This window comes from Pseudoroseomonas sp. WGS1072, assembly GCF_049340465.1.
GTDB lineage: Bacteria > Pseudomonadota > Alphaproteobacteria > Acetobacterales > Acetobacteraceae > Pseudoroseomonas.
This window is the reverse complement of sequence record NZ_JBMPSU010000001.1, coordinates 2,197,927-2,217,899: the sequence shown is the minus strand read 5'-3', so window position 1 is coordinate 2,217,899 and position 19,973 is coordinate 2,197,927. Positions and strand designations below refer to the sequence as shown.

Sequence of the window (19,973 nt, the reverse complement as noted above, 5' to 3'; positions counted from 1 at the left end):
GGCATGGCTTCAATACCGCAGATAGGAGAAGCGCCGCTCCAGCAGCCCGCCAAGCTGCGCGAGGGCGAAGTTGATGATGAGGTACATCACCGTGGCCAGGAGGTAGAAGTCGATGATCATGTAGTTGCGCGCCATGATCTGCTGCGAGGCCAGCAGCAGCTCGACCACGCCGATCACGGAGAGCAGCGTCGTGCCCTTGACGATCTCGAGGCCGGTGTTCACCCAGGGCGGCAGCGTGCGCCGGAAGGCCTGCGGCAGGATGACGTACCAGAGCCGCTTCGGGAAGGTCAGGCCGATCGCCTTGGCCGCCTCCATCTGCCCGGCCGGCACGGACTGCACGGCGCCGCGCAGGTTCTCGGCCACATGCGCGGTGGCGAAGGCCGAAAGCGCGATGATGCCGGCCCAGAAGGCCGAGACATCGATGCCGAACAGCGCCAGCCCGTAATAGGTGAAGAGGATCAGCACCAGCACCGGAATGCCGCGCATGACATCGACATAGAGCCGCGCCGGCAGCCGCAGCCACCACCAGCCATAGGCCAGCGCCACGCCCATCAGCGTGCCGCAGACGGTGGCGATGACGATGCTCCAGAGCGAGCTCAGCATCGTCACGCCGAGCCCGTTCAGCAGCGACCAGCGCGCCTGCCAGGCCTCGAAGAGGAAGGTTCCAGGCTGCATCGAGAGATCCATCATGTCCCCCTCCCTCAGCGGATCGTGGCGTAGCGGCGCTCGAGCAGCCGCAGCAGGGTGGCGATGAGATAGGTCGCGACGAGGTACATGGCGCTCACCGTCAGCCAGACCTCCATGACCCGGAACGTATCGGCATTGATGCGGCGGGCGACGAAGGTCAGCTCCGGCACCGCGATGGCGGCGGCGAGCGAGGTGTCCTTGAACAGCGAGATCAGGTTGTTGCTGATGGAGGGCAGGGTGATGCGGAACATCACCGGCAGCACGACATAGCGCTGCCGCTGCCACGGCCGCATGCCGATCGCCTTGGCCGCCTCGACATACTGCTTCGGGATCGAGGCCAGTCCGGCGCGGAACACCTCGGACATGTAGGCGCCGGCATAGAGCGAGAGCGTCAGCACGAAGCTCTGCGTCTTGTCGAGGAAGGTGATGTCGAACTCTGGCAGGCCGAAGTAGATGAAGAAGATCAGCAGCAGCAGCGGCGTGCAGCGGATGAACTCGACATAGGCCCAGACCGGCGCGGCCAGCCAGCGCCGGCCGGAGAGCCGCGCATAGGCGGCGGCCAGGCCGATGACGCAGCCGATGGCCAGCGAGATCACCGCCAGCTCCAGCCCGAGCAGCAGCGCGCCGAGCAGTGAATCCCAGTTCCGCGCGATGACGGACCAGTCGAAATGATAGTCGATCATGGGTCCTCGGAGAAACGGCCGGCGGGGCGTCGCCGCGCGGCCGGACCAGGCTGGCCCGGCCGCCCCGGCATCAGGCGAACTCGTTCGGGAAGCCCACCTTGGGCACCGCGAGGTCGATGCCGAACCACTTCTTGTAGCTGGCGGCGAAATAGTCGAAGTCGACGCCCGTCATCGCCTCGCGATAGACGGTGTTGACCCAGTTCAACCAGATCGGGTCGCCCGGCTTCACGGCGGAGGCGTAGGAATTCGGCATCCAGCCATAGCCGGCGTCGACGAAGCGGCCCGGCGCCTGCTGCATCAGCCAGCGCATGGCCGACTGGTCCTGCATCGAGGCATCGATGCGCCGCGCGTTCAGCGCCTGCATCGCCGCGTCCGGGCTCTCGAAGGCGTCGACCTTGGCCTGCGGCAGCGCCTTGTGGATCCACTCCTCCAGGAAGACGTTCTGCATGCCGCCGATGGTGACGGCGGCGCCGGCCGCCTTCAGCTCCTCGAAATTCTTGTACTTGCCGCCGCGCGCCAGCATCAGCAGCCCGACGCCTTCGCGGTAGTAGGGGATGGTGAACTCCACCTGCTGCGCGCGGCCCGGCGTGATGGTCATCCATTGCACGACGATGTCGACCTTGTCGGTCACCAGGCTGGGGATGCGGGCATCCGAGCCCTGCAGCACGAACTCGACCTTGGTGGGGTCGTCGAACAGGCTCTTGGCCAGGAGGCGGGCCAGGTCGATGTCCATGCCGACGAGCTGGCCGGAGGCATCGTTGAAGTGCCAGGGCGGGTTGGTCGAGCCGGTACCGACGATCAGCTTGCCCCGCTCCTTGACGGTGTGGAGCTTGCTCCTGGCCACGGTCTGGGCCTGGGCTGCCCGCGGCGCGAGCAGACCGGCCGCGCCGCCCAGCGCCGCCCCCGCCGCGCCGATGCCGAAGAGGCCGCGCCGTTCCATGCTCATGGCCTTGTCGTCCTTGCTGTCCATGACGGAAATCCCCGAATCCCCCGGCGGCCCGGACGGCCGCCGCCGGAAGACAGGAGAGCAAGATTCCGGCCAGCCGTCACCTTGCGGTGCCGCAAGGATCGTCAGGCCTCGGCCAGCGCCGCCTCGCAGAGCCGCGCCACCGCCGGCAGATCCCCCGGATCGGCCACGCGGTGGGTGCGCGCCGGCATCTCCTGATAGGCCTTGCCGTCCTTGAAGCCGTGGCCGGTGACCAGCAGCACGCAGCGTGCCGCCGCCGGCAGGCGCCCCTCGCCATGCAGCCGGGCCAGGGCGGCCAGCGGGCTGGCCCCGGTCGGCTCGGCATAGACGCCCTCCAGCCGCGCCAGGTCCTGCATCGCCCGGCGCAGCGCCGCGTCGCTCACCGCGACGGCGAGGCCGCCGCTGGCCCGCACCAGCCGCAGCGTGTGGGTACCGTCGCGCTCATAGCCGATCAGCGGATCGCTGATGCCGGAGGCGATGGTGCGGGGTTCCCCCCAGGCCGAGACCGCCTCCGCCCCCGCCTCGAAGGCGCGAACGATCGGGGCGCAGCCCTCGGCCTGCACCGCGACCAGCCGCGCGCCGGGCAGGCCGCGCGCCACGCCCTGCACCAGCGGCCCGCTGCCGGTCGGGATCAGCACGAGGTCGGGCACGCCGATCCGGGCGCCGATCTCATGGCCCACCGCATCGAGCGCCGCCACGCCCCAGGGGTTGAGGAAGGTGGTGGTCAGATTGGCGAAGCCGTGCCGCTCCAGCCCGCGCGCCAGATCGTAGGCGCGCGAGTAGTGCCCCTCGACCAGCAGCAGCAGCGCGCCATGCGCCGCGATTTGCGTCACCTTGCCCGGCGGCGTGTGCGCCGGCACGACGATCACCGCCGGCACCCCGGCCCGCGCCGCATAGGCCGCGGTCGCCGCGCCGGCATTGCCCGAGGAGGCGCAGACCACGCCGCGCACGCCGAGCGCCACGGCCCGCGCCAGGGCGGCGCCGACCAGCCGGTCCTTGAAGGAGCCGCTCGGGTTGCGCGTCTCGTCCTTCAGCCAGATCTGTCCGGCGAAGCCCGGCAGCGACGCCTCCAGCCGCGGCGCGCGCAGCAGCGGCGTCTCGCCCTGGCCGAGATCGACCGGCGGCAGCCCGTCATCGCCCCGCAGTTCCAGAATGCCGCCGCAGGCCGCGCAATCGTAGAGCAGCGCCGGCGGATGCGCCCGCCCGCAGTCGACGCACCGCAGTTCCATCCCCGCCTCTGGCATCGCGCCCGCTCCCCTGTTCCGACAGCTCTTCTCGCGCCGAATCGAGGTGCCGGAAAGGGGCGCCGCCGGTGGCGCGGCCTCAACCCAGCCGGGCCAGGATCTCCCGGAACCGCTCGCGCACGCGCGGCGGCAGGCCGTCCGGGATCCGCGCCGGCGTCACCTCCCCCTCCCCCACCTGGATCAGCATCACCATCCCCATGGCGTAGTGCGGGATGCACTGGATGCCGTAGAGCCCCGGCACGTCGAACCGGACCTCGATCTCCTCGTTGATGCGACCCTTGAAGGGCGTGGCGCCCTCCGGGAGCATGGCGGGGATGGTCGCGGCGTTGTGCGTCACATGGGTGGCCAGGAACTTCACCCGCTCCCCGGGCGCGAGGCGCAGGAAGTCCGGCTCGTAGACCATGCCGCCGGTGGCGTTGCGGTTCAGCATCTTCACCTCGCGCGGGGCTCCGGCGCGGGCCGGAGGGGCGAGGCCACCCGACAGGGCGAGGAGGGGCAGCGCCACGAGCGCCCGCCGTCCCGGAAGCGGTTTCATGCAGGGGGTATCCTTCGGCTGATGTCGCGGAAGCGGAGGATGCGGCCGCCATCCTCGGGGTCGGTCAGGGTGGTGACGGCGACGCCGAAGACCGCGCGCAGCAGCGCGGGCGCCAGCACCTCGGCGGGCGTGCCGAGCGCCACCAGCCGCCCGGCCTGCAGCACGCCGACGCGGTCGCAGCCCATCGCCTGGTTGAGGTCGTGCAGCGCGATCACCGTCGTCACCGGCAGCGCGGCGACCAGGCCGAGGATCGCCAGCTGGTGGTGGATGTCGAGATGGTTGGTCGGCTCGTCCAGCAGCAGGATGCGCGGCTGCTGGGCCAGCGCGCGGGCGATGTGCACGCGCTGCCGCTCGCCGCCCGAAAGCGTCGCCCAGTCGCGCGCCGCGAAGCCCTCCATCTCGACCGCCGCCAGCGCGCCGTCGACGATGGCATCGTCCGCCGCAGACCAGGGCCGCGTCAGCGAAAGGAAGGGCGTGCGGCCGAGCTCGACCGCGTCGCGCACCGTGATGCGCTCGGCCGTCTCGGCCTGCTGCTCGACGAAGGCCAGTTGCTGCGCCACGGCCCGCCGGCCGAGCCGCGCCAGCCGCTCGCCGCCGAGCCGCACCACCCCGCGCGAGGGCGCCAGCACCCCCGCCAGCAGCCGCATCAGCGTCGACTTGCCCGAGCCGTTCGGGCCGATCAGCCCGAGCGTCTCGCCGGCGCGCACGGCGAGACTGACGCCGCGCAGGATCTCGCCGCCACGCGGGGCCCAGGCGAGGTCCTCCGCCTCCAGGACGGGCGCGCTCACCGGGGGGGCCTCATCGGGCGGGCCGCGCGCGGATCAGGATCAGCGCGAAGACCGGCGCACCGACGAGGGCGGTGATGACGCCGATCGGCAGCACCTGCCCCGGCACCAGGGTGCGCGAGAGCACGTCGGCGGCGATCAGGAAGACCGCTCCGATGAGCGCCGCCGCCGGCAGCAGCCGCCCGTGCCGCACGCCCACCAGGAAGCGCGCCGCATGCGGGATCACCAGGCCCACGAAGCCGATGGCGCCGACGATGCTCACCATCACGGCGGTGGCCGTGGCGGCGCAGAGGATCAGCGTGGCCTGCACGCGCCGCACCGGCACGCCGAGGCTGGCGGCGGAATCGGCGCCGAAGGTGAAGGCATCGAGCGCGCGGGCGTGCCAGAGGCAGACCAGCGTCACGGCCAGCGCCACCGGCACGGCGCGCGCCGTGTCGTCCCAGCGCACGCCGCTGAGATTGCCGAGCAGCCAGAACATGATGCCCCGCGCCTGCTCGGCGCTGGCCGAGCGGGTGATCAGGAAGGCGGTCAGCGCGTTGAACAGCTGCGAGCCGGCGATGCCGGCCAGCACGATCTGCCCGGCGCCGCGCGGCCCCGCCCCGCCGCCGGCCGCCCGCGCCAGCACCGCCACCAGCAGGAAGGCGGTGAGCGCCCCGGCCAGCGCCCCGGCCGAGAGCGAGACCGCGCCGGCGCCGATGCCCACCACCGTCACCAGCACCGCGCCGGTCGAGGCGCCGGCGGAGATGCCGAGCAGGTAGGGATCGGCCAGGGCGTTGCGCAGCAGCGCCTGCAGCACCACGCCCGAGACGGCGAGGCCGGCGCCGCAGCAGGCGGCGAGGATGGCGCGCGTCAGCCGGTAGTTCCAGACGATGCCCTGGTCGATCCGGTCGATCTCGTAGGCGGCGCCGAACAGCTTGTTGGCCAGCGTCCTCAGCACCGTCGCGGGCGGGATCGCCGTCTCGCCGATGCAGATGCCGGCGAGCAGCGCCAGCGCCAGCACCAGCGCGATGCCGAGGCTGACCAGCGCGGCCCGGCCGAGCCGCGGCCACAGCGCGGGCGGCGCCGCCACGAAGCTCACTTCTCCAGCTTCGCCATCGCCTCGGTCAGCGTCTCCAGCCCGCCGATCAGCCGGATGGTGGCCTGCATGGCATGCGCGTCGAGGATGACGATGCGGCCGCGCCGCACCGCCTCCATCTGGCTCGTCACCGGATCGCTGCGGAGGAACTCCAGCTTCTTCTCGTAGTCATCGGCCGGGAAGCGGCGCCGGTCCATGCGGGCGATGACCAGCACCGAGGGATTGGCCCGCGCGATGGTCTCCCAGCCGACCGTCGGCCACTCCTCGTCCGACTGCACCACGTTCCGCAGGCCGAGGGTGCGCATCATGTAGCCGGGGATGCCCTTCTGCCCGGCCATGTAGGGGTCGAGGTCGAGATCGGCGCTGGAGAACCAGAAGGCGGCCGATGCGTCCTTCAGCCCGAGCCCCTTCGCCTGCTCCACCGCCCGCGCCTCGCGCGCGCGGAGATCGGCGACGAGCGCCGCGCCCCTGGCCTGCCGGTCGAAGATCGCGGCGAGCTGGCCGATGCCCTTGTAGAGACTCTCGGTCGAGAAGGCGGCGGTGCGGGTGCCGTCGGCGCCGACCAGGTTGTTCTTGCCCTCGCAATCGGCGGGCATGATGTAGGTCGGGATGCCGAGCTCGTGGAACTGCGGCCGGGTGCCGACCACGCCCTGCGGCCCGATCATCCACTCGAACTGCGTCGCCACCAGTCCGGGCCGCTTGGCGATCACCGATTCGAAGCTCGGCGCGTTGTTGTCGAGGCGCGGCACCTTGTCGTTCTGCGCGCTGAACTCGGGCAGCACGTTGTTGAACCAGAGCGCGGTGCCGGCCATGCGCTCGCCCACACCCAGCGCGTAGAGGATCTCGGTGGCGGACTGCCCGATGGTGACCGCGCGGTCCGGCGGGCCGGCGAAGGTCAGTCGCTCGCCGCAATTCTCCACCGTCAGCGGATAGGCGGTGGCCTGCGGCGCGGGCGCGGCGGCCGGCTGGGCCAAAGCGGGGGCGAGGGGCAGCAGCAGGTGCAGGCCGAGGCCCGCCGCCACGGCCTGGAGGGACGCAAACCTCATGACTCAGATCTCCGGTCAGGATGGCGCCGGCGGCGCGATGGCCAGACGGGGCATCCCGGAGAGGCGGCACGCGGGCGCGGGCCGCGCTGGAGGTCGCGTTGCAGCACGTTCATCGGCATCCCTGCCCGGACAACCCCGCCCGGCTGGTGGTCACACGTGCCGGCAGGTCTCCTGACTGGCGGGTCAATGCCCGATCCCGCCTTCCCGGGCGGCCTCCCTTCGGAGGCGTCCCAGTGGCCTGCCGGGATCCGGCTCGCCGCCTACAGTTGCGGGGGCAGTCCCGTTTCATGGCGCGCGGCCATGGCGGGTTCCCTGTTAGGTCCTCTCGGACACCGACGCGGCACCGGTAATGGAAGGCCGCCGGGCTGGCAAGACAAAAGCCCGGCCGCCGCCGCGGAGCGCCCATGCCGCGGCCCAGCTTGCAACCGGAGCGTGCCCGGCCCTAGCTTCGCGCCCGTAATGTAAGATTCTGCCAGGAGTGACGGCGGTCCATGTGTGAGAAATGCGGCAGCCTCCTGGCCTGCCTTGCCGCCCCGCTGGCGGACGACACCGCCACCACGGCCCTCGCCGGTACGCGGGAGGCCCAGGAGGCCCCGGTGCGGATGGCCACCGCCTCCGGCAACGCGGCGGTGGATGCCCTGATCTCCGGCCCCGCCTGGGGCGGCCCGGTGCGCTTCGGATTCCCGCAATCCGCCGGCGCCTATGGCGGCGGCTCCAGCGAGGCGCTCACCGGCTTCCTGCCGGTCTCCTCGGCGCAGCAGGCCGTGGCGCGCGCCGCGCTGCTCGGCACCGCCTCGGGCGAGACCGCGCTGCTGCACGCCTTCCCGGTCACCGGCTTCACCCTGCTGCAGGTCAGCGAGGCGGCCGCCAGCCAGGCCGAGATCCGCTTCGCCCAGTCCTCGCAGCCCCCCACCGCCTGGGCCTATTCCCCGGGCAGCAGCGACAAGGCGGGGGATGTCTGGTTCGGCGACCGCTACGACTACCGCCATCCGGCGCTCGGCGATTACGCCTACGAATCCCTGCTGCACGAGCTGGGCCACGCGCTCGGCCTCAAGCATCCGCACGAGGCCACCGGCATCACCGGACAGGCGATGGAGACCGCCTGGGACAACAGCGAATTCACGGTGATGAGCTACCGCAGCCATTCCGGCGGCACGCTCGGCCAGCTCACCGCCGGGCCGTGGGACCTGCCGCAGACCTACATGATGCTCGACATCGCCGCGCTGCAGACGCTCTACGGCGCCGATTACGGCCTGCGGGACGGCGACACGCGCTACAGCTGGAACCCCGCGACCGGCGAGATGTCGATCGACGGCGCGGCGCAGGGCCGGCCGGGGGCGAATCGCGTCTTCATGACCGTCTGGGACGGCGGCGGCAACGACACCTACGATCTCTCCGGCTATGCCGGCGGCGTGGTGGTGGACCTCGCCCCGGGCGGCGCCTCCATCACCTCCGAGGCGCAGCGGGCCTGGCTCGACCAGGAGCACGGCATCCGCGCCAGCGGCACGGTCTACAACGCGCTGCTGCACGAGGGCGACACGCGCTCGCTGATCGAGAACGCCATCGGCGGCGCCGGCAACGACCGGATCTCCGGCAACCAGGCCGCCAATACCCTGCGCGGCGGCGCCGGCGACGACCATCTGCTCGGCCTCGCCGGCGCCGACAGGCTGTTCGGGGAGGCGGGCGACGACATCCTCGAGGGCGGCGCCGGGAACGATCTGCTGGATGGCGGCGCCGGCTTCGACATCGGCGTCTTCGATGCCGCCTTCCTGCCCGCCGGGGCGCGCGAGGCGGCCGTCTCGGCCATTCCGGGCGGCTGGACGGTGGCGATCAGCGCGGTCTCGGGCGGCCGGCGCGGCACGGTGGAGACCGACACCGCCCGGGCGCTGGAGGAACTCCGCTTCACCGACGGCAGCATCCGCCTCGACGGCGACGCGCTGCTGGACCCGGTCTGGTATGCCCGCCACTACGCCGATGTCTACCGGGCCGGCATCGGCGCCGCCTCGCACTACGCCACGCATGGCTGGCAGGAGGGGCGCGACCCCTCCGCCGACTTCAGCACCGCCGCCTATCTCTCCGCCCATCCCGGCGTCGGCGACCCGCTGGCGCACTGGCGCGCGCTCGGCTGGCAGGCCGGGCTGGACGCGCGGGCGGACTTCGACACCGGCACCTACCTCGCCCGCAACGCCGATGTCGCCGCCGCCGGCATCGACCCGCTGGCGCACTGGCTGGCGCATGGCCAGGCCGAGGGCCGTGCCGCCACGCCGGCCATCGGCGCCGCGGTGCGGGACGGCTTCGATGCCGAGTACTACCTGCTGGCCAATCCGGATGTCGGGCGCGCCGGGGCCGATCCGGGGGCGCATTACGCGGCCCATGGCTGGCACGAGGGCCGCGACCCGGATGGCTGGTTCGACACGGCGGGCTATCTGGCGCGCTACGCCGATGTCGCCGCCGCCGGCATCGAGCCGCTGGCGCACTACATCCAGTTCGGCTGGCGCGAGGGGCGCGACCCGTCCGCCCTCTTCGACACGCGCGGCTACCTGGCGGCGAATCCGGACGTCGCGGCGGCCGGCATCAACCCCCTGCAGCATTTCCTGACGGCCGGCGCGCTGGAGGGCCGCGCCGCGGCGGGGGACGGGGTCTGGGCCTGAGCGGGGTCAGGAGCGCGGCCGGCGGGCGGAAGCCCGGCCGCGCCACCCGGACGGCAGCTTCCCCTTGCCGGCTCGCGGGCCGCTGCCTATTGCTGGGCGCTCAGGCTGGCACGACAGAGGAAACCCCATGGCCGAGGCGACGCAGCAGATCGATTTCGTTCCGGTGAAGGCCGAGGACATCCTGGCCGAGCGCACCCGGGGCTGGGACATGTTCGTCCTGGCCACCAAATGGGGCATCGGCGTCGTGATCGTGATCCTGGTCGGGCTCTGGCTCTTCGCCGGCTGAGGCCGGCGCGCCGGAAGGCGCCGCCCCGGTGGAGACAGGGCGGCGCCCCCCGCACGGGAGGCGCCGCCCTGCGCGTCCGCGCCGCGGCGGCGGGATCGCCCCGCCGCCACGGGGTTCAGCCGACGATCTCGGTACCGGCGAAGAAGAAGGACACCTCGCGCGCGGCGGCCTCGGCGCCGTCCGAGCCATGCACCGAATTCGCCTCGATGCTCTCGGCGAATTCCTTGCGGATGGTGCCCTCGGCCGCGTTGGCGGGGTTGGTCGCGCCCATGATCTCGCGGTTGGCGGCGATCGCGTTCTCGCCCTCCAGCACCTGCACCACCACCGGGCCCGAGGTCATGAAGGAGACCAAGTCCTTGTAGAACGGCCGCGCCTTGTGCTCGGCGTAGAAGGCGCCGGCCTGGGCCTCGGAGAGCTGGATGCGCTTCTGCGCGACGATGCGCAGGCCCTTCTCCTCGAACTTGGCGTTGATCCGGCCGGTCAGGTTGCGGCGGGTGGCATCCGGCTTGATGATGGACAGGGTGCGCTCGACGGCCATGGGGTGACTCCCTTTGATGGCGTGCAGATGCGCCGCCCGATAGGCGGCCCGGCGCCGCAAGGCAAGGGGCGATGGCATGACAGCCCCGCACCCCGCCGGGCAACCCCGGCTCCGCCCCAGCTTTAATCGCCCGCCGGCCCGGGAGGGCTTGAGGAGAAACCATGACGCGCCGAACCACCTCGCTGATCGTCCTGGGCGGGCTGCTGCTGCTGCTTCTCTGGCTGGTGCCGGAGGTGCCGCTGCTGATCTTCGCCGCAGCGCTGATCGCCATCTTCCTCCATGCCGGGGCGCAGCTGCTGCGGCGGGTGGTGCCGGTGCTGCCGCACGGGCCCGGCGTGCTGATCTTCATCCTGCTGCTGCTGCTGGTCGGGGCGGGGCTCGGCATGCTGGCGGCCCAGCCCATCGCCGACCAGCTCAACCAGCTCTGGCAGGAGGTGCCGGCGGCCGCGGACCGCCTGGCCGCGACGCTGCGCCGCTACAGCTGGGGGCAGGAGCTGCTCACCCGCCTGCAGCCGGAGAACATGAGCCTGCCCTCCGGCGGCGGCAGTTCCGCCTTCTCGGCGCTGAACACCACCTTCGGCGCCCTGGCCAATATCGTGCTGGTGCTCTTCCTCGGGCTGTACTTCGCCCTCGACCCGGCGCTCTACCGGCGCGGCATCGAGCTGATGGTCACCCCCTCGCTCCGCCCGAAGGCCCGCAGCGTCGCCGAGGAGGCGGCCGTGACGCTGCGCAACTGGCTGGGCGCGCAGATGATCTCGATGGCGGTGGTGGGCGTGCTGACCGGCCTCGGCCTCTGGTTCATCGGCGTGCCGCTGGCCCCGGTGCTGGGGCTGATCGCGGCAGTGCTCGCCTTCATCCCGACGGTCGGGCCGGTGCTGGCGGCGATCCCGGCGGTGCTGCTCGGCTTCGCCGACGGGTTCAGCGGCGTGCTCAGCGTCATCGCCGTCTATCTCGTCGTGCAGTCGGTCGAGAGCTACCTGGTCACGCCCTATGTCCAGAAGACCCATGTCAACCTGCCGGAGGCGGCGACCATCATCGCCCTCTTCGCCTTCGGCCTGCTCTACGGCTTCCTCGGCATGATGCTGGCGACGCCGATGGCGGCGGTGCTGCTGATGCTGGTCCGTCGCCTCTATGTCGAGGACTATCTGGAGCACGAGCCCCCGGAGGAGGCGCCCATCGCCCAGCCGGTGCTGATCCGCCGCCCCTGAGGCCGCCCTACCCGGCCAGCGCCAGCGGCTCCGCCATCGCCACGGTGCCGCTCGGCCCATCCGGCCCCAGCAGGGCATAGCGCCGCGCCAGCTCGGCCGTGGCGCGCAGCCCCGCCGGCCCCGGCAGCGACACCGGCCGGATGCCGTTGACCTTGATGCCCAGCCCCTTCAGCCGGGCCGCCTCGGCCCGCGTCAGGGCCTCCAGCGCCGCCTTGGAGGCCAGGTAGGCGGGCGCCCCGCCGCCCGGCGCGGCCAGCAAGTTGACGACACAGGGTGCTTCGGAACGGGTCAGCAGGGGCAGCATCGCCTCCGTCACCGCCGCCGCGCCGGTGGCGTTGACGGCGAAGCTCCGCTCGAAGCGCTCGCGCGGCAGCAGGTCGTCACGCGCGTCCAGCGCCACCTCGGCGGCATTCACCAGGATGTCCAGCCGGCCGTATTCCCGCCGCACCAGCTCGCGCAGCGCGGCGATCGACCAGTCGTCCGTGACATCGAGATGCACCGGCTCCATCCAGGCCCCCTCCGGCCGCGCCGCCGCCGCGGCGTGGCCGCGCTCGCGGCTGCGGCAGCCGAGCAGGATCTGCACCCCGGCCTGGGCCAGCGCGCTGGCAATGGCCAGGCCAGGGCCGCGATGGGCCCCGGTGACGAGGGCGAGGCGCCTGTCCTGACACGTCCTGTCCTGGCGCGTCCTGTCCTGTCGCATGCGATTCTCGGGCTCCACTTCCGGCTCCCGCCGCCGGAGCGCGGCGCGGAGGGCCCGCGCCGGCGGGCCGGCTCCCGAGATAGGACCTCAACCCAGGTTGAGGTCAAGGGCACGTCCGGCCGGCTTCAGCCTCCCCGCGTTCCCGGGGCCTTGCCCTCCCGCCGGCTGCCGCGCAGCACCAGGTAGCCGGCGGTGCCCGCCACCAGCGAGCCGGCCAGGATGCCGAACTTCACCCGGTCCTGCAGCGCCGGATCCTCGAAGGCCAGCAGGCCGATGAACAGGCTCATGGTGAAGCCGATGCCGCAAAGCAGCGCGGTGCCGAGCATCTGCCCCCAGCTCGCCGCCGCCGGCAGGTCCGCCAGGCGCAGCCGCACCATCAGCACCACGGCGCCGAACACGCCGACCAGCTTGCCCAGCACCAGCCCGCCGGCCACGCCCAGCGTCAGCGGCTCCCAGAGCACGGACAGTTCCACCCCCGCGAAGGAGACGCCGGCATTGGCGAAGCCGAAGATCGGCACGATGACGAAGGCGACCGGCCGCTGCAGCACATGCTCCAGCCGGTGCAGCGGCGAGGCCGCCGGCGCCGCTTCCGGCGTGCCGGGGGTCAGGCGGATCGGGATGGTCAGCGCCAGCAGCACGCCGGCCACCGTGGCGTGCACGCCGGAGCGCAGCACCAGCAGCCAGAGCAGCGCGCCGAGAAGCAGATAGGGCAGAAGCCGCAGCACGCCGGCGCGGTTCATCAGCACCAGGGCCGCCAGCACCGCCGCCGCCCCCAGCAGGTCGGGCAGCGAGACATCGCCGGTGTAGAACAGCGCGATCACCAGCACGGCGCCGAGATCGTCGATGATGGCGAGTGCCGCCAGGAAGACCTTCAGCGAGATCGGCACGCGCGGGCCGAGCAGCGAGAGCACGCCGAGGGCGAAGGCGATGTCCGTCGCGGTCGGGACGGCCCAGCCGTGCAGCGCCTGCGGATCGGCATGGTTGAAGGCCACGTAGATCAGCGCCGGCACCACCATGCCGCCCAGCGCGGCGACGCCCGGCAGGATGCGGCGGCTCCAGGTCGAGAGCTGGCCGTCCAGCATCTCGCGCTTGATCTCCAGCCCGACCATCAGGAAGAAGACGGCCATCAGCGCGTCGTTGATCCAGTGCAGCAGGCTGAGCGGCCCGAGATAGCTGTGCAGCGCGGTGAAGTAGGCGCCGGCCAGCGGCGAGTTGGCGGTGGCGATGGCGAGCAAGGCCACCACCATCAGCACCAGCCCGCCCGAGGCCTCGCTATCGAGAAAGCTGCGGAAGGCGGTGTTGATGCGTCCCGTGAAACCGGTCGAAGCCATGCGGAAACGTCCTCCTGGCAGGGTGTTTGTCAGGTCTCCGTTCCGTGCTGATCCCAGGCCGCACGCAGCACACGGCAAGGGAAGAGGAGGGTGTGTACATCTCTCGCCGCGAACAGGCCAGGGGGCGTCCTAGCCTGTTGATTCCCGCGCCTCTTCACTCTCCCTCCCGATTTCCCCCGGCCGGGTTCCGCTCTAAGCTGCCCGGCGGATGGCAGCAGGGATGGATGCGCGATGACACTGGCGATGAGCTGGGAGGAATGGGCTGGCCAGGACGGGCTCGGCCTGGCGGCGCTGGTGCGCCAGGGGAAGCTGACCCCCGCCGAGCTGGCGGCCCAGGCCGCGGCCGGCATCGCCCGCGTCGATCCCGCCCTCTCCGGCGTGGTCGAGGTGTTCGAGGACGCGGTGGCCGACCCGCTGCGGGACGGCACCGACCCCGACGGCCCCTTCGCCGGCCTGCCCTGGCTGATGAAGGATCTCGGCCCGACGGTGAAGGGCCGCCTTCAGGAGATGGGCTCGCGGCTGATGCGCGGCCACCGCGCCACGGCCGATGCCTGGCTGACGCAGAAGATCCGCGCCGCCGGGCTCAACATCATCGGCCGCACCACCACGCCCGAATTCGGCTGCTGCTCCTCGGCCGAGAACCCGGCCGTCTACGTCACCCGCAACCCCTGGGACACGGGCTTCACCACCAACGGCTCCTCCGCCGGCACGGCGGCCATGGTGGCCGCCGGGGTGCTGCCGCTGAGCCACGCGACCGATGGCGGCGGCTCGATCCGCATCCCGGCCGGGGCCTGCGGCAACCTCGGGCTGAAGGTCTCGCGCGGGGTCTTCTCCATCGCCCCCGGCGCCTCGGACCTCACGGGCCTGGTCTCCATCCAGGGCTGCCAGAGCCGCACGGTGCGCGACACGGCGGCCTTCGTCGATGCCTGCCGCGGCGGCGCGCCCGGCGAGTTCATGCCGTACTGGACGCCGGACGAGGCCTATACGACCCTCATCCGGCGTGACCCGCGGCAGCTGCGCATCGCCCTCTCGCACGAATGGGGCGACTACCGCGCGGCCCCGCATTTCGTCGCCGAGCTGGAGCGCGCGGGGCGGCTGCTGGAGAGCCTCGGCCACCATGTCGAATGGGCGCTGCCGACGATCGACTTCCGCGCCGCCTTCGCCGCGCAGACCGATTGCTACATCAGCAATTTCGCGCAGACGGTGAACAACCTGATCGCGCCGCTGGGCCATGCCCGCCCACCGGCGGATCTGGTGGAGCCGATGAACATCCGCATCTGGGAGGCCGGGCTCGGCTTCTCCTTCACCGAGCGGGCGCGGATGCAGGCGGTCTTCAACGCCACCTCGCGCGGCTTCGGCGCCTTCTTCGAGGACTGGGACATCCTGCTGACCCCGGTGACCGCCCTGCCGACACCCGTGATCGGCACGACGGAGTACCTGACGCTCAGCGACAATCCGGACGTGCGCGACTGGTTCGCCAACCTCTGGCGCAACTTTGCCTATACGCCGCTTTGCAACCTGGCCGGCATTCCCGCCCTCTCCATGCCGCTCGGCTGGCAGGAGAGCGGCCTGCCGCTTGGCATCCAGGCGATCGGCGGCCAGGCGAAGGACGGGCTGCTGCTGCAACTCGCGGCGCAGATCGAGCGCGCTCTCGGGGGCCGGTGGAACGATGGCCGCCGCCCGGCCGTGCATGTGGCGGCGGGATAGGGCGCCGCCCCGCCAGTTCCACCGCAAGCCGCGGAGTGCGGCGCGCCCCGCTCCGCCCCAGTCTGCCGGCTCCTCTCCATGGAGCCGGCCCGATGCCCGAACCCCTGCCCGCCGCCTTCCGCCGTCTCGCCGCCTCCAACCTCGCCGCCCAGGCGGCCGAGCAGGTCGCCCTCGCCGCCGCGCCGCTGCTGGCCGTGCTGGCGCTGGGCGCCGGGGCGGCCGGGGCGGGCTGGCTGCAGGCGGCGCAGACCCTGCCCTTCCTGCTGCTCTCCCTGCCCGCCGGCCTGCTGGCCGACAGCACCTCCCGCCGCCGGCTGATGCTGGGCGCCGAGCTGCTGCGCGCGGCCAGCCTGCTGGGGATCCTGGCCCTGCTGCTCGGCGGCGGGCTGTCCCTGCCCTGGCTGGCGGCGCTGGGCTTCCTCGGCGCCACCGGCACCGTGGCCTACAGCGTCGCCGCGCCGGCCCTGCTGCCGGCGCTGGTCGCGCGCGGGCGTTTGGCCGAGGCCAACCGCTGGCTGGAACTGGCGCGCAGCACGGCCTTCGCCGCCGGGCCGGCCCTGGGCGGAGCGCTGCTCGGCGGCCTCGGCGGCGCGGCGGCCTTCGCCCTCGCCGCCGGCCTGTCCCTGCTGGCGGCGCGGCTGCTGGCCGGCCTGCCCGATCCCGCCCCTGCTCCTGCCCCGCGCCGCACCGCGCTCGCCGGGCTGCGGGAGGGGGCGGGCTTCGTCCTCGGCCATCCCCTGCTGCGCCCCGTGCTGGTCACGGCGGTGGTCTTCAACACCGCCTGGTTCCTGCTGCTGGCCGTCTATGCCGCCTATGCGGTGGAGCGCCTCGGCCTCTCGGCGGCCGGCACCGGCGTCACCCTGGGCCTCTACGGCGCCGGGATGGTGGCCGGGGCGGCGCTGGCGCCGCCGCTGCTGCGCCGCCTGCCCTTCGGCCGGCTGGTCGCGGCCGGCCCCTGCGCCGGGCTGCTGGCGGCGCTGCTGATGCTGGCGAGCCTCGGCGCGCCGCACAGCGCGCCAGGGGCCGCGCTGGCCGGGGCCAGCCTCTTCCTCTTCGGCGCCGGGCCGATCCTCTGGACCATCGCCACCACCACGCTGCGCCAGGCGGTGACGCCGGACCGCCTGCTCGGCCGCGTCTCGGCGGTGGTGATGACCGCGACCTTCGGGGCCAGGCCGCTGGGCGCGGCGCTCGGGGCCCTGCTCGCCGCGCGCCTCGGCGTCGAGGCCTGCCTGGCCGCCGCCGCCCTGGGCTTCCTGGTCCAGGCCCTGGTCATCGCCGCCTCGCCGGTGCCCCGCCTGACGCGCCTCCCCGCCGCCGTCACGGGCTGAGGGGGCAGCCTGACCGCTGCGGGATCAGGAACGGGTGTATGGTTTCGTATTGCTACTAAAAGTTGAGTCTCCTATCCTTTCAGCAATCATTTTTTCATTCCGGAAGTCCGCCTGGCGGGCGCCCGGGCCTGGCCCCGCCGTGAAGGACACAGCCCATGACATTCAACCCGCTCGAGGCGCTGGACTGGGGCATCAAGGCGCCGGGAAGCTGGATCACCTACAGCTTCACGGCCGGCGGCCAGCCCATCTCCGCGAACGATCCGTCGCAGCTGACCGTCGCTTGGAACGACTACGAGAAGGGTCAGGTGCGGCAGGCCCTCGAGACCTTCTCCCGCATCACCAACCTGCGCTTCGGCGAGGTCGCGTTGGATGAGGACGGCGAACCCGAGGCCGAGCCCATGCTGGTGCTCAACCTTCTGGACATGAACGATCCGGCCCTGCTCGGCTCCTGCGAACCGCTCGGACGGTCGGAGCCGGCCCAGGCGCGGTTCAACGTCGGGGGCGACAGCTGGTCGCGCGGGCCGGGTGGCGACCTCGATGTGGGCGGCGACGGCTTCCAGACGCTGATCCACGAGTTCGGCCACGGGCTGGGCCTGTCGCACCCGCACGACACCGGCCTGAACGGCGATTCCCCGATCTTTCCCGGCGTCGTCGATCCCTTCGGCCGGCGCGGCTATGGCGAGCACGACCTGAACCAGGGCGTCTGGACCATGATGTCCTACGTCGCCGGCTGGCCGACCGGGCCCGACGGCACCTCCGGGACCAGCGCCTGGGGCGAGGCGATGGCGCCGATGGCCTTCGACATCGCGGTGCTGCAGGCGAAGTACGGCGCCAACCTCGCCTGGGCCACGGGCGACGATGTCTACGAACTGGCCGACGCGGATGGCCCCGGCACCGGCTATGCCGCGATCTGGGATGCCGGCGGGGTGGACACGATCCGCTACAGCGGCGCGCGCGACGCGGTGATCGACCTCAACGCGGCCACGCTGCTCTGGGCGCCGGGCGGCGCCGGCCAGGTCTCCTATGCCGCGGGCGTCCATGGCGGCCTGACCATCGCCCATGGCGTCGTCATCGAGAACGCGGCGGGCGGCGCGGGCGACGACATCCTGCGCGGCAACGCGGCGGACAACATCCTCGCCGGCGGTCTGGGCGACGACGTGCTGGAGGGCGGCGCCGGGCGCGACACCGCCGCCTACGGCGTCACCCTCGCCGCGCAGAGCCAGGCCTGGGGAATGGAGGGCGGCGCCTATGTCCTGGCCGGCGCGGAGGGGCGGGACCTGCTGCGCGGCATCGAGGTCTTCGCCTTCGCCGACGGCAGCCTGGCCCTCGACGACGGCACGATCCTGGTCGACGACCTGCTCTACGCCATCGCCAATCCCGATGTCTGGGCGGCGGGGCTGGATGCCGAGGCGCATTACGGCGCCGCCGGCTGGCGCGAGGGGCGCGACCCCAACCTCCTCTTCTCGACGCGCGGCTACCTGGCGGCCAATCCGGATGTCGACGCCGCCGGCGTGAACCCGCTGGAGCACTACGCCGAGCAGGGCTGGCGCGAGGGCCGCGCCACGGGGCCGCAGTTCGACGGCGCCCTCTATCTCGCGCGCAACGCCGATGTGCGGGCGGCCGGGGTGAACCCGCTGGAGCACTACCTCGCCCATGGCGCGGCCGAGGGGCGGGCGATCTTCGCCGCCGTCGGCGCCGACATCGAGGCGGGCTTCGACGCCACCTTCTACCTCCTCGCCAATCCGGACGTGGCGGCCGCCGGCGTGGCGGCGCGGGCGCACTGGCAGGGCTTCGGCGCGCGGGAGGGGCGCGACCCGAACGGCTGGTTCGACACCGGCGCCTATCTCGCGGCGAATGCGGATGTGGCGCTGGCCGGCCTCGACCCCTGGCCCATTACCACGACTGGGGCTGGCGCGAAGGCCGCGCCGCCGGGCCGCGCTTCGACACGGCGGCCTATCTGGCGGCCCACGCCGATGTCGCCGCGGCCGGCATCGACCCGCTGCAGCACTTCCTCGCCTTCGGCATCCATGAGGGGCGCGACGCCCCGCCGGTCGCATGAGGCCGCCGCCCGGCCCCGGTCACGCCCCCGGCCCCGCCCGCTTCATCGCCCGCTCGGGGGGCCGGTCCCGGCCGCTGCGCTGCCTGCACACGGACCCGGACGGGCTCTCGATCGTCATGTTCCACGAGGGCGCCTTCCTGCAGTGGCCCGGCCTGCTGCGCAGCGGCCTGCTCGACAGCCGCACGCATCTTCTCTTCACCTTCTCCTGGAACCAGGGCGCCGGGCAGTTGCGGACCCTGCGCGGGCGGCTGGAGCAGGCGGTGGCCGGGGCGGGGGCCGATCCCGCCCTGGCGCGCGACCAGGTCACGCTGCTGATGAATTCCGAGCGGGAGGTCGCCGATGCGCGCGCCGCCTTCCCGGGCTTCCGCGTCCTGCATTTCAACAACGCCGCCCTGCTGGACGAGGAGAGCATCCGCATCCTGCCCACGCCGCGGCTCTACCGCGCCGTGCTCAACAGCAAGCCACTGGCCTTCAAGCGGCATGACCTGTCGCGCCTGGTCGGCGGCACGCTCTTCATCACCTATGACGTGAACGAGCCAGACCACGGCCGCACCGCCCGCGTCGTCCTGGAGGATTGCGGGCCGGCCGGGATCGTCCGCAACCAGCCGCCGGAGCGGGTGGTGGCGTTGCTGAACAGCAGCGAGGTGGGGCTGATCCTCTCCGCCGCGGAGGGCGCCTGCTACGCCTCGCTGGAGTATCTCCTCTGCGGCCTGCCGGTGGTCAGCACCCCCTCCCTCGGCGGGCGCGACGCCTTCTACGACGCGGCCAACGCGATCATCGTCGAGCCGAAGGCGGAGGCGGTGCGCGACGGGGTGGCGCTGGCGCTGCGCCAGCTGCGCGAGGGGGAGATGGACCGCGAGGCGATCCGCCGGGAGGCGGTGGCGCGGATGGCCGGCTTCCGCCGCGTCCTCGCCGGCGAGGTGGCGCGCATCCTGGAGGGGCATGGCCGGCGGGTGCCGGACGGCATGGCCTGGCTGACCGACCTGCTGCGCCGGGACAGCAAGCTGCGCGAGCACCGCAATTTCTGGGTGCAGGAGGTCGAGGCGGCCTGACGCCCGGCGGGATCCGTCATCCGCCTGTCACATCGCCATGGTAAGGCAGGCGCCCCTGGGGCCGCGCCTGGCGGCCCCATCCCCCGACCCG

The 19,973-nt window shown here is 72.7% G+C and carries 18 protein-coding genes and 1 riboswitch; of the genes, 7 read left to right on the top strand and 11 right to left on the bottom strand.

Going from position 1 to position 19,973, the window contains the following annotated elements; genetic code table 11:
• Nucleotides 1-9: 9 nt before the first annotated feature.
• The 8 genes from ACF3NH_RS10585 to ACF3NH_RS10550 form a co-directional block, all read right to left on the bottom strand.
• The gene (locus ACF3NH_RS10585) at nucleotides 10-690 is read right to left on the bottom strand and encodes an amino acid ABC transporter permease (protein ID WP_422922783.1); all 681 of its coding nucleotides are present in this window, start codon (nucleotides 688-690) and stop codon (nucleotides 10-12) included.
• An 11-nt stretch (nucleotides 691-701) separates the two neighbouring features.
• On the bottom strand, nucleotides 702-1,370 hold the full coding sequence (locus ACF3NH_RS10580) for an amino acid ABC transporter permease (RefSeq protein WP_198366235.1): 669 nt from the start codon (nucleotides 1,368-1,370) through the stop codon (nucleotides 702-704).
• A 70-nt stretch (nucleotides 1,371-1,440) separates the two neighbouring features.
• Entirely contained in the window at nucleotides 1,441-2,340 is a 900-nt protein-coding gene (locus ACF3NH_RS10575; protein ID WP_422922782.1) for a transporter substrate-binding domain-containing protein, read from the bottom strand.
• A 101-nt stretch (nucleotides 2,341-2,441) separates the two neighbouring features.
• Nucleotides 2,442-3,566 (bottom strand): pyridoxal-phosphate dependent enzyme, encoded by a 1,125-nt coding sequence (locus ACF3NH_RS10570; RefSeq protein WP_422922781.1) that lies wholly within the window; start codon nucleotides 3,564-3,566, stop codon nucleotides 2,442-2,444.
• 94 nt (nucleotides 3,567-3,660) lie between these two features.
• Nucleotides 3,661-4,116: a pseudoazurin gene (locus ACF3NH_RS10565; RefSeq protein ID WP_422922780.1), complete on the bottom strand. Its 456-nt coding sequence runs from the start codon at nucleotides 4,114-4,116 to the stop codon at nucleotides 3,661-3,663.
• Nucleotides 4,113-4,904 carry an ABC transporter ATP-binding protein gene (locus ACF3NH_RS10560; protein ID WP_198366231.1) on the bottom strand — a complete coding sequence of 264 codons (792 nt, stop codon included), beginning with the start codon at nucleotides 4,902-4,904 and terminating at the stop codon, nucleotides 4,113-4,115. The genes ACF3NH_RS10565 and ACF3NH_RS10560 overlap by 4 nt, the downstream gene beginning before the upstream one ends.
• Before the next feature lie 10 nt (nucleotides 4,905-4,914).
• Complete coding sequence (locus ACF3NH_RS10555; RefSeq protein WP_422922779.1) at nucleotides 4,915-5,970, bottom strand: FecCD family ABC transporter permease; 1,056 nt, start codon at nucleotides 5,968-5,970, stop codon at nucleotides 4,915-4,917.
• A 5-nt stretch (nucleotides 5,971-5,975) separates the two neighbouring features.
• Nucleotides 5,976-7,022, bottom strand: coding sequence for an ABC transporter substrate-binding protein (locus ACF3NH_RS10550; RefSeq protein ID WP_422922778.1), 1,047 nt, complete (start codon nucleotides 7,020-7,022; stop codon nucleotides 5,976-5,978).
• Nucleotides 7,023-7,166: 144 nt separating this feature from the next.
• Nucleotides 7,167-7,374: riboswitch (cobalamin riboswitch) on the bottom strand.
• A gap of 139 nt (nucleotides 7,375-7,513) precedes the next feature.
• On the opposite strand from ACF3NH_RS10550, the gene ACF3NH_RS10545 reads away from it, so the two are divergent.
• Both ACF3NH_RS10545 and ACF3NH_RS10540 read left to right on the top strand, forming a co-directional pair.
• Nucleotides 7,514-9,673 (top strand): M10 family metallopeptidase, encoded by a 2,160-nt coding sequence (locus ACF3NH_RS10545; RefSeq protein WP_422922777.1) that lies wholly within the window; start codon nucleotides 7,514-7,516, stop codon nucleotides 9,671-9,673.
• A 127-nt stretch (nucleotides 9,674-9,800) separates the two neighbouring features.
• Nucleotides 9,801-9,959: an aa3-type cytochrome c oxidase subunit IV gene (locus ACF3NH_RS10540; protein ID WP_198366228.1), complete on the top strand. Its 159-nt coding sequence runs from the start codon at nucleotides 9,801-9,803 to the stop codon at nucleotides 9,957-9,959.
• 115 nt (nucleotides 9,960-10,074) lie between these two features.
• On the opposite strand, the gene ndk is transcribed toward ACF3NH_RS10540, so the two are convergent.
• Nucleotides 10,075-10,497 carry a nucleoside-diphosphate kinase gene (gene ndk / locus ACF3NH_RS10535; protein ID WP_422922776.1) on the bottom strand — a complete coding sequence of 141 codons (423 nt, stop codon included), beginning with the start codon at nucleotides 10,495-10,497 and terminating at the stop codon, nucleotides 10,075-10,077.
• Between the two features lie 161 nt (nucleotides 10,498-10,658).
• Here ndk and ACF3NH_RS10530 point away from each other — a divergent pair, with 161 nt between their 5' ends.
• A complete protein-coding gene (locus ACF3NH_RS10530; protein WP_198366226.1) occupies nucleotides 10,659-11,705 on the top strand; it encodes an AI-2E family transporter in 1,047 nt (348 codons plus the stop codon).
• 7 nt (nucleotides 11,706-11,712) lie between these two features.
• Here ACF3NH_RS10530 and ACF3NH_RS10525 read toward each other — a convergent pair whose 3' ends face one another.
• Together ACF3NH_RS10525 and nhaA are read right to left on the bottom strand one after the other, a co-directional pair.
• Entirely contained in the window at nucleotides 11,713-12,405 is a 693-nt protein-coding gene (locus ACF3NH_RS10525; RefSeq protein WP_422922775.1) for an SDR family NAD(P)-dependent oxidoreductase, read from the bottom strand.
• 125 nt (nucleotides 12,406-12,530) lie between these two features.
• Entirely contained in the window at nucleotides 12,531-13,736 is a 1,206-nt protein-coding gene (gene nhaA / locus ACF3NH_RS10520; protein ID WP_198366224.1) for a Na+/H+ antiporter NhaA, read from the bottom strand.
• Between the two features lie 231 nt (nucleotides 13,737-13,967).
• Between nhaA and ACF3NH_RS10515 the strand changes: the two genes are divergently transcribed.
• From ACF3NH_RS10515 to ACF3NH_RS10500, 4 genes are all read left to right on the top strand, one after another.
• Nucleotides 13,968-15,443, top strand: coding sequence for an amidase (locus tag ACF3NH_RS10515; RefSeq protein ID WP_422922774.1), 1,476 nt, complete (start codon nucleotides 13,968-13,970; stop codon nucleotides 15,441-15,443).
• A 92-nt stretch (nucleotides 15,444-15,535) separates the two neighbouring features.
• Complete coding sequence (locus ACF3NH_RS10510; protein WP_422922773.1) at nucleotides 15,536-16,771, top strand: MFS transporter; 1,236 nt, start codon at nucleotides 15,536-15,538, stop codon at nucleotides 16,769-16,771.
• A gap of 155 nt (nucleotides 16,772-16,926) precedes the next feature.
• Nucleotides 16,927-19,314 (top strand): M10 family metallopeptidase C-terminal domain-containing protein, encoded by a 2,388-nt coding sequence (locus tag ACF3NH_RS10505; RefSeq protein WP_422922772.1) that lies wholly within the window; start codon nucleotides 16,927-16,929, stop codon nucleotides 19,312-19,314.
• A complete protein-coding gene (locus ACF3NH_RS10500; protein WP_422924768.1) occupies nucleotides 19,277-19,882 on the top strand; it encodes a glycosyltransferase in 606 nt (201 codons plus the stop codon). The genes ACF3NH_RS10505 and ACF3NH_RS10500 overlap by 38 nt, the downstream gene beginning before the upstream one ends.
• Nucleotides 19,883-19,973 lie beyond the last annotated feature (91 nt).

Bases quoted from the DNA above. Each gene is read 5' to 3' on its own strand.
- ACF3NH_RS10585 (WP_422922783.1), bottom strand. From the start codon at position 690: ATGATGGATCTCTCGATGCAGCCTGGAACCTTCCTCTTCGAGGCCTGG.
- ACF3NH_RS10580 (WP_198366235.1), bottom strand. From the start codon at position 1,370: ATGATCGACTATCATTTCGACTGGTCCGTCATCGCGCGGAACTGGGAT.
- ACF3NH_RS10575 (WP_422922782.1), bottom strand. From the start codon at position 2,340: ATGGACAGCAAGGACGACAAGGCCATGAGCATGGAACGGCGCGGCCTC.
- ACF3NH_RS10570 (WP_422922781.1), bottom strand. From the start codon at position 3,566: ATGGAACTGCGGTGCGTCGACTGCGGGCGGGCGCATCCGCCGGCGCTG.
- ACF3NH_RS10565 (WP_422922780.1), bottom strand. From the start codon at position 4,116: ATGAAACCGCTTCCGGGACGGCGGGCGCTCGTGGCGCTGCCCCTCCTC.
- ACF3NH_RS10550 (WP_422922778.1), bottom strand. From the start codon at position 7,022: ATGAGGTTTGCGTCCCTCCAGGCCGTGGCGGCGGGCCTCGGCCTGCAC.
- ACF3NH_RS10545 (WP_422922777.1), top strand. From the start codon at position 7,514: ATGTGTGAGAAATGCGGCAGCCTCCTGGCCTGCCTTGCCGCCCCGCTG.
- ACF3NH_RS10540 (WP_198366228.1), top strand. From the start codon at position 9,801: ATGGCCGAGGCGACGCAGCAGATCGATTTCGTTCCGGTGAAGGCCGAG.
- ndk (WP_422922776.1), bottom strand. From the start codon at position 10,497: ATGGCCGTCGAGCGCACCCTGTCCATCATCAAGCCGGATGCCACCCGC.
- ACF3NH_RS10530 (WP_198366226.1), top strand. From the start codon at position 10,659: ATGACGCGCCGAACCACCTCGCTGATCGTCCTGGGCGGGCTGCTGCTG.
- ACF3NH_RS10525 (WP_422922775.1), bottom strand. From the start codon at position 12,405: ATGCGACAGGACAGGACGCGCCAGGACAGGACGTGTCAGGACAGGCGC.
- nhaA (WP_198366224.1), bottom strand. From the start codon at position 13,736: ATGGCTTCGACCGGTTTCACGGGACGCATCAACACCGCCTTCCGCAGC.
- ACF3NH_RS10515 (WP_422922774.1), top strand. From the start codon at position 13,968: ATGACACTGGCGATGAGCTGGGAGGAATGGGCTGGCCAGGACGGGCTC.
- ACF3NH_RS10510 (WP_422922773.1), top strand. From the start codon at position 15,536: ATGCCCGAACCCCTGCCCGCCGCCTTCCGCCGTCTCGCCGCCTCCAAC.
- ACF3NH_RS10505 (WP_422922772.1), top strand. From the start codon at position 16,927: ATGACATTCAACCCGCTCGAGGCGCTGGACTGGGGCATCAAGGCGCCG.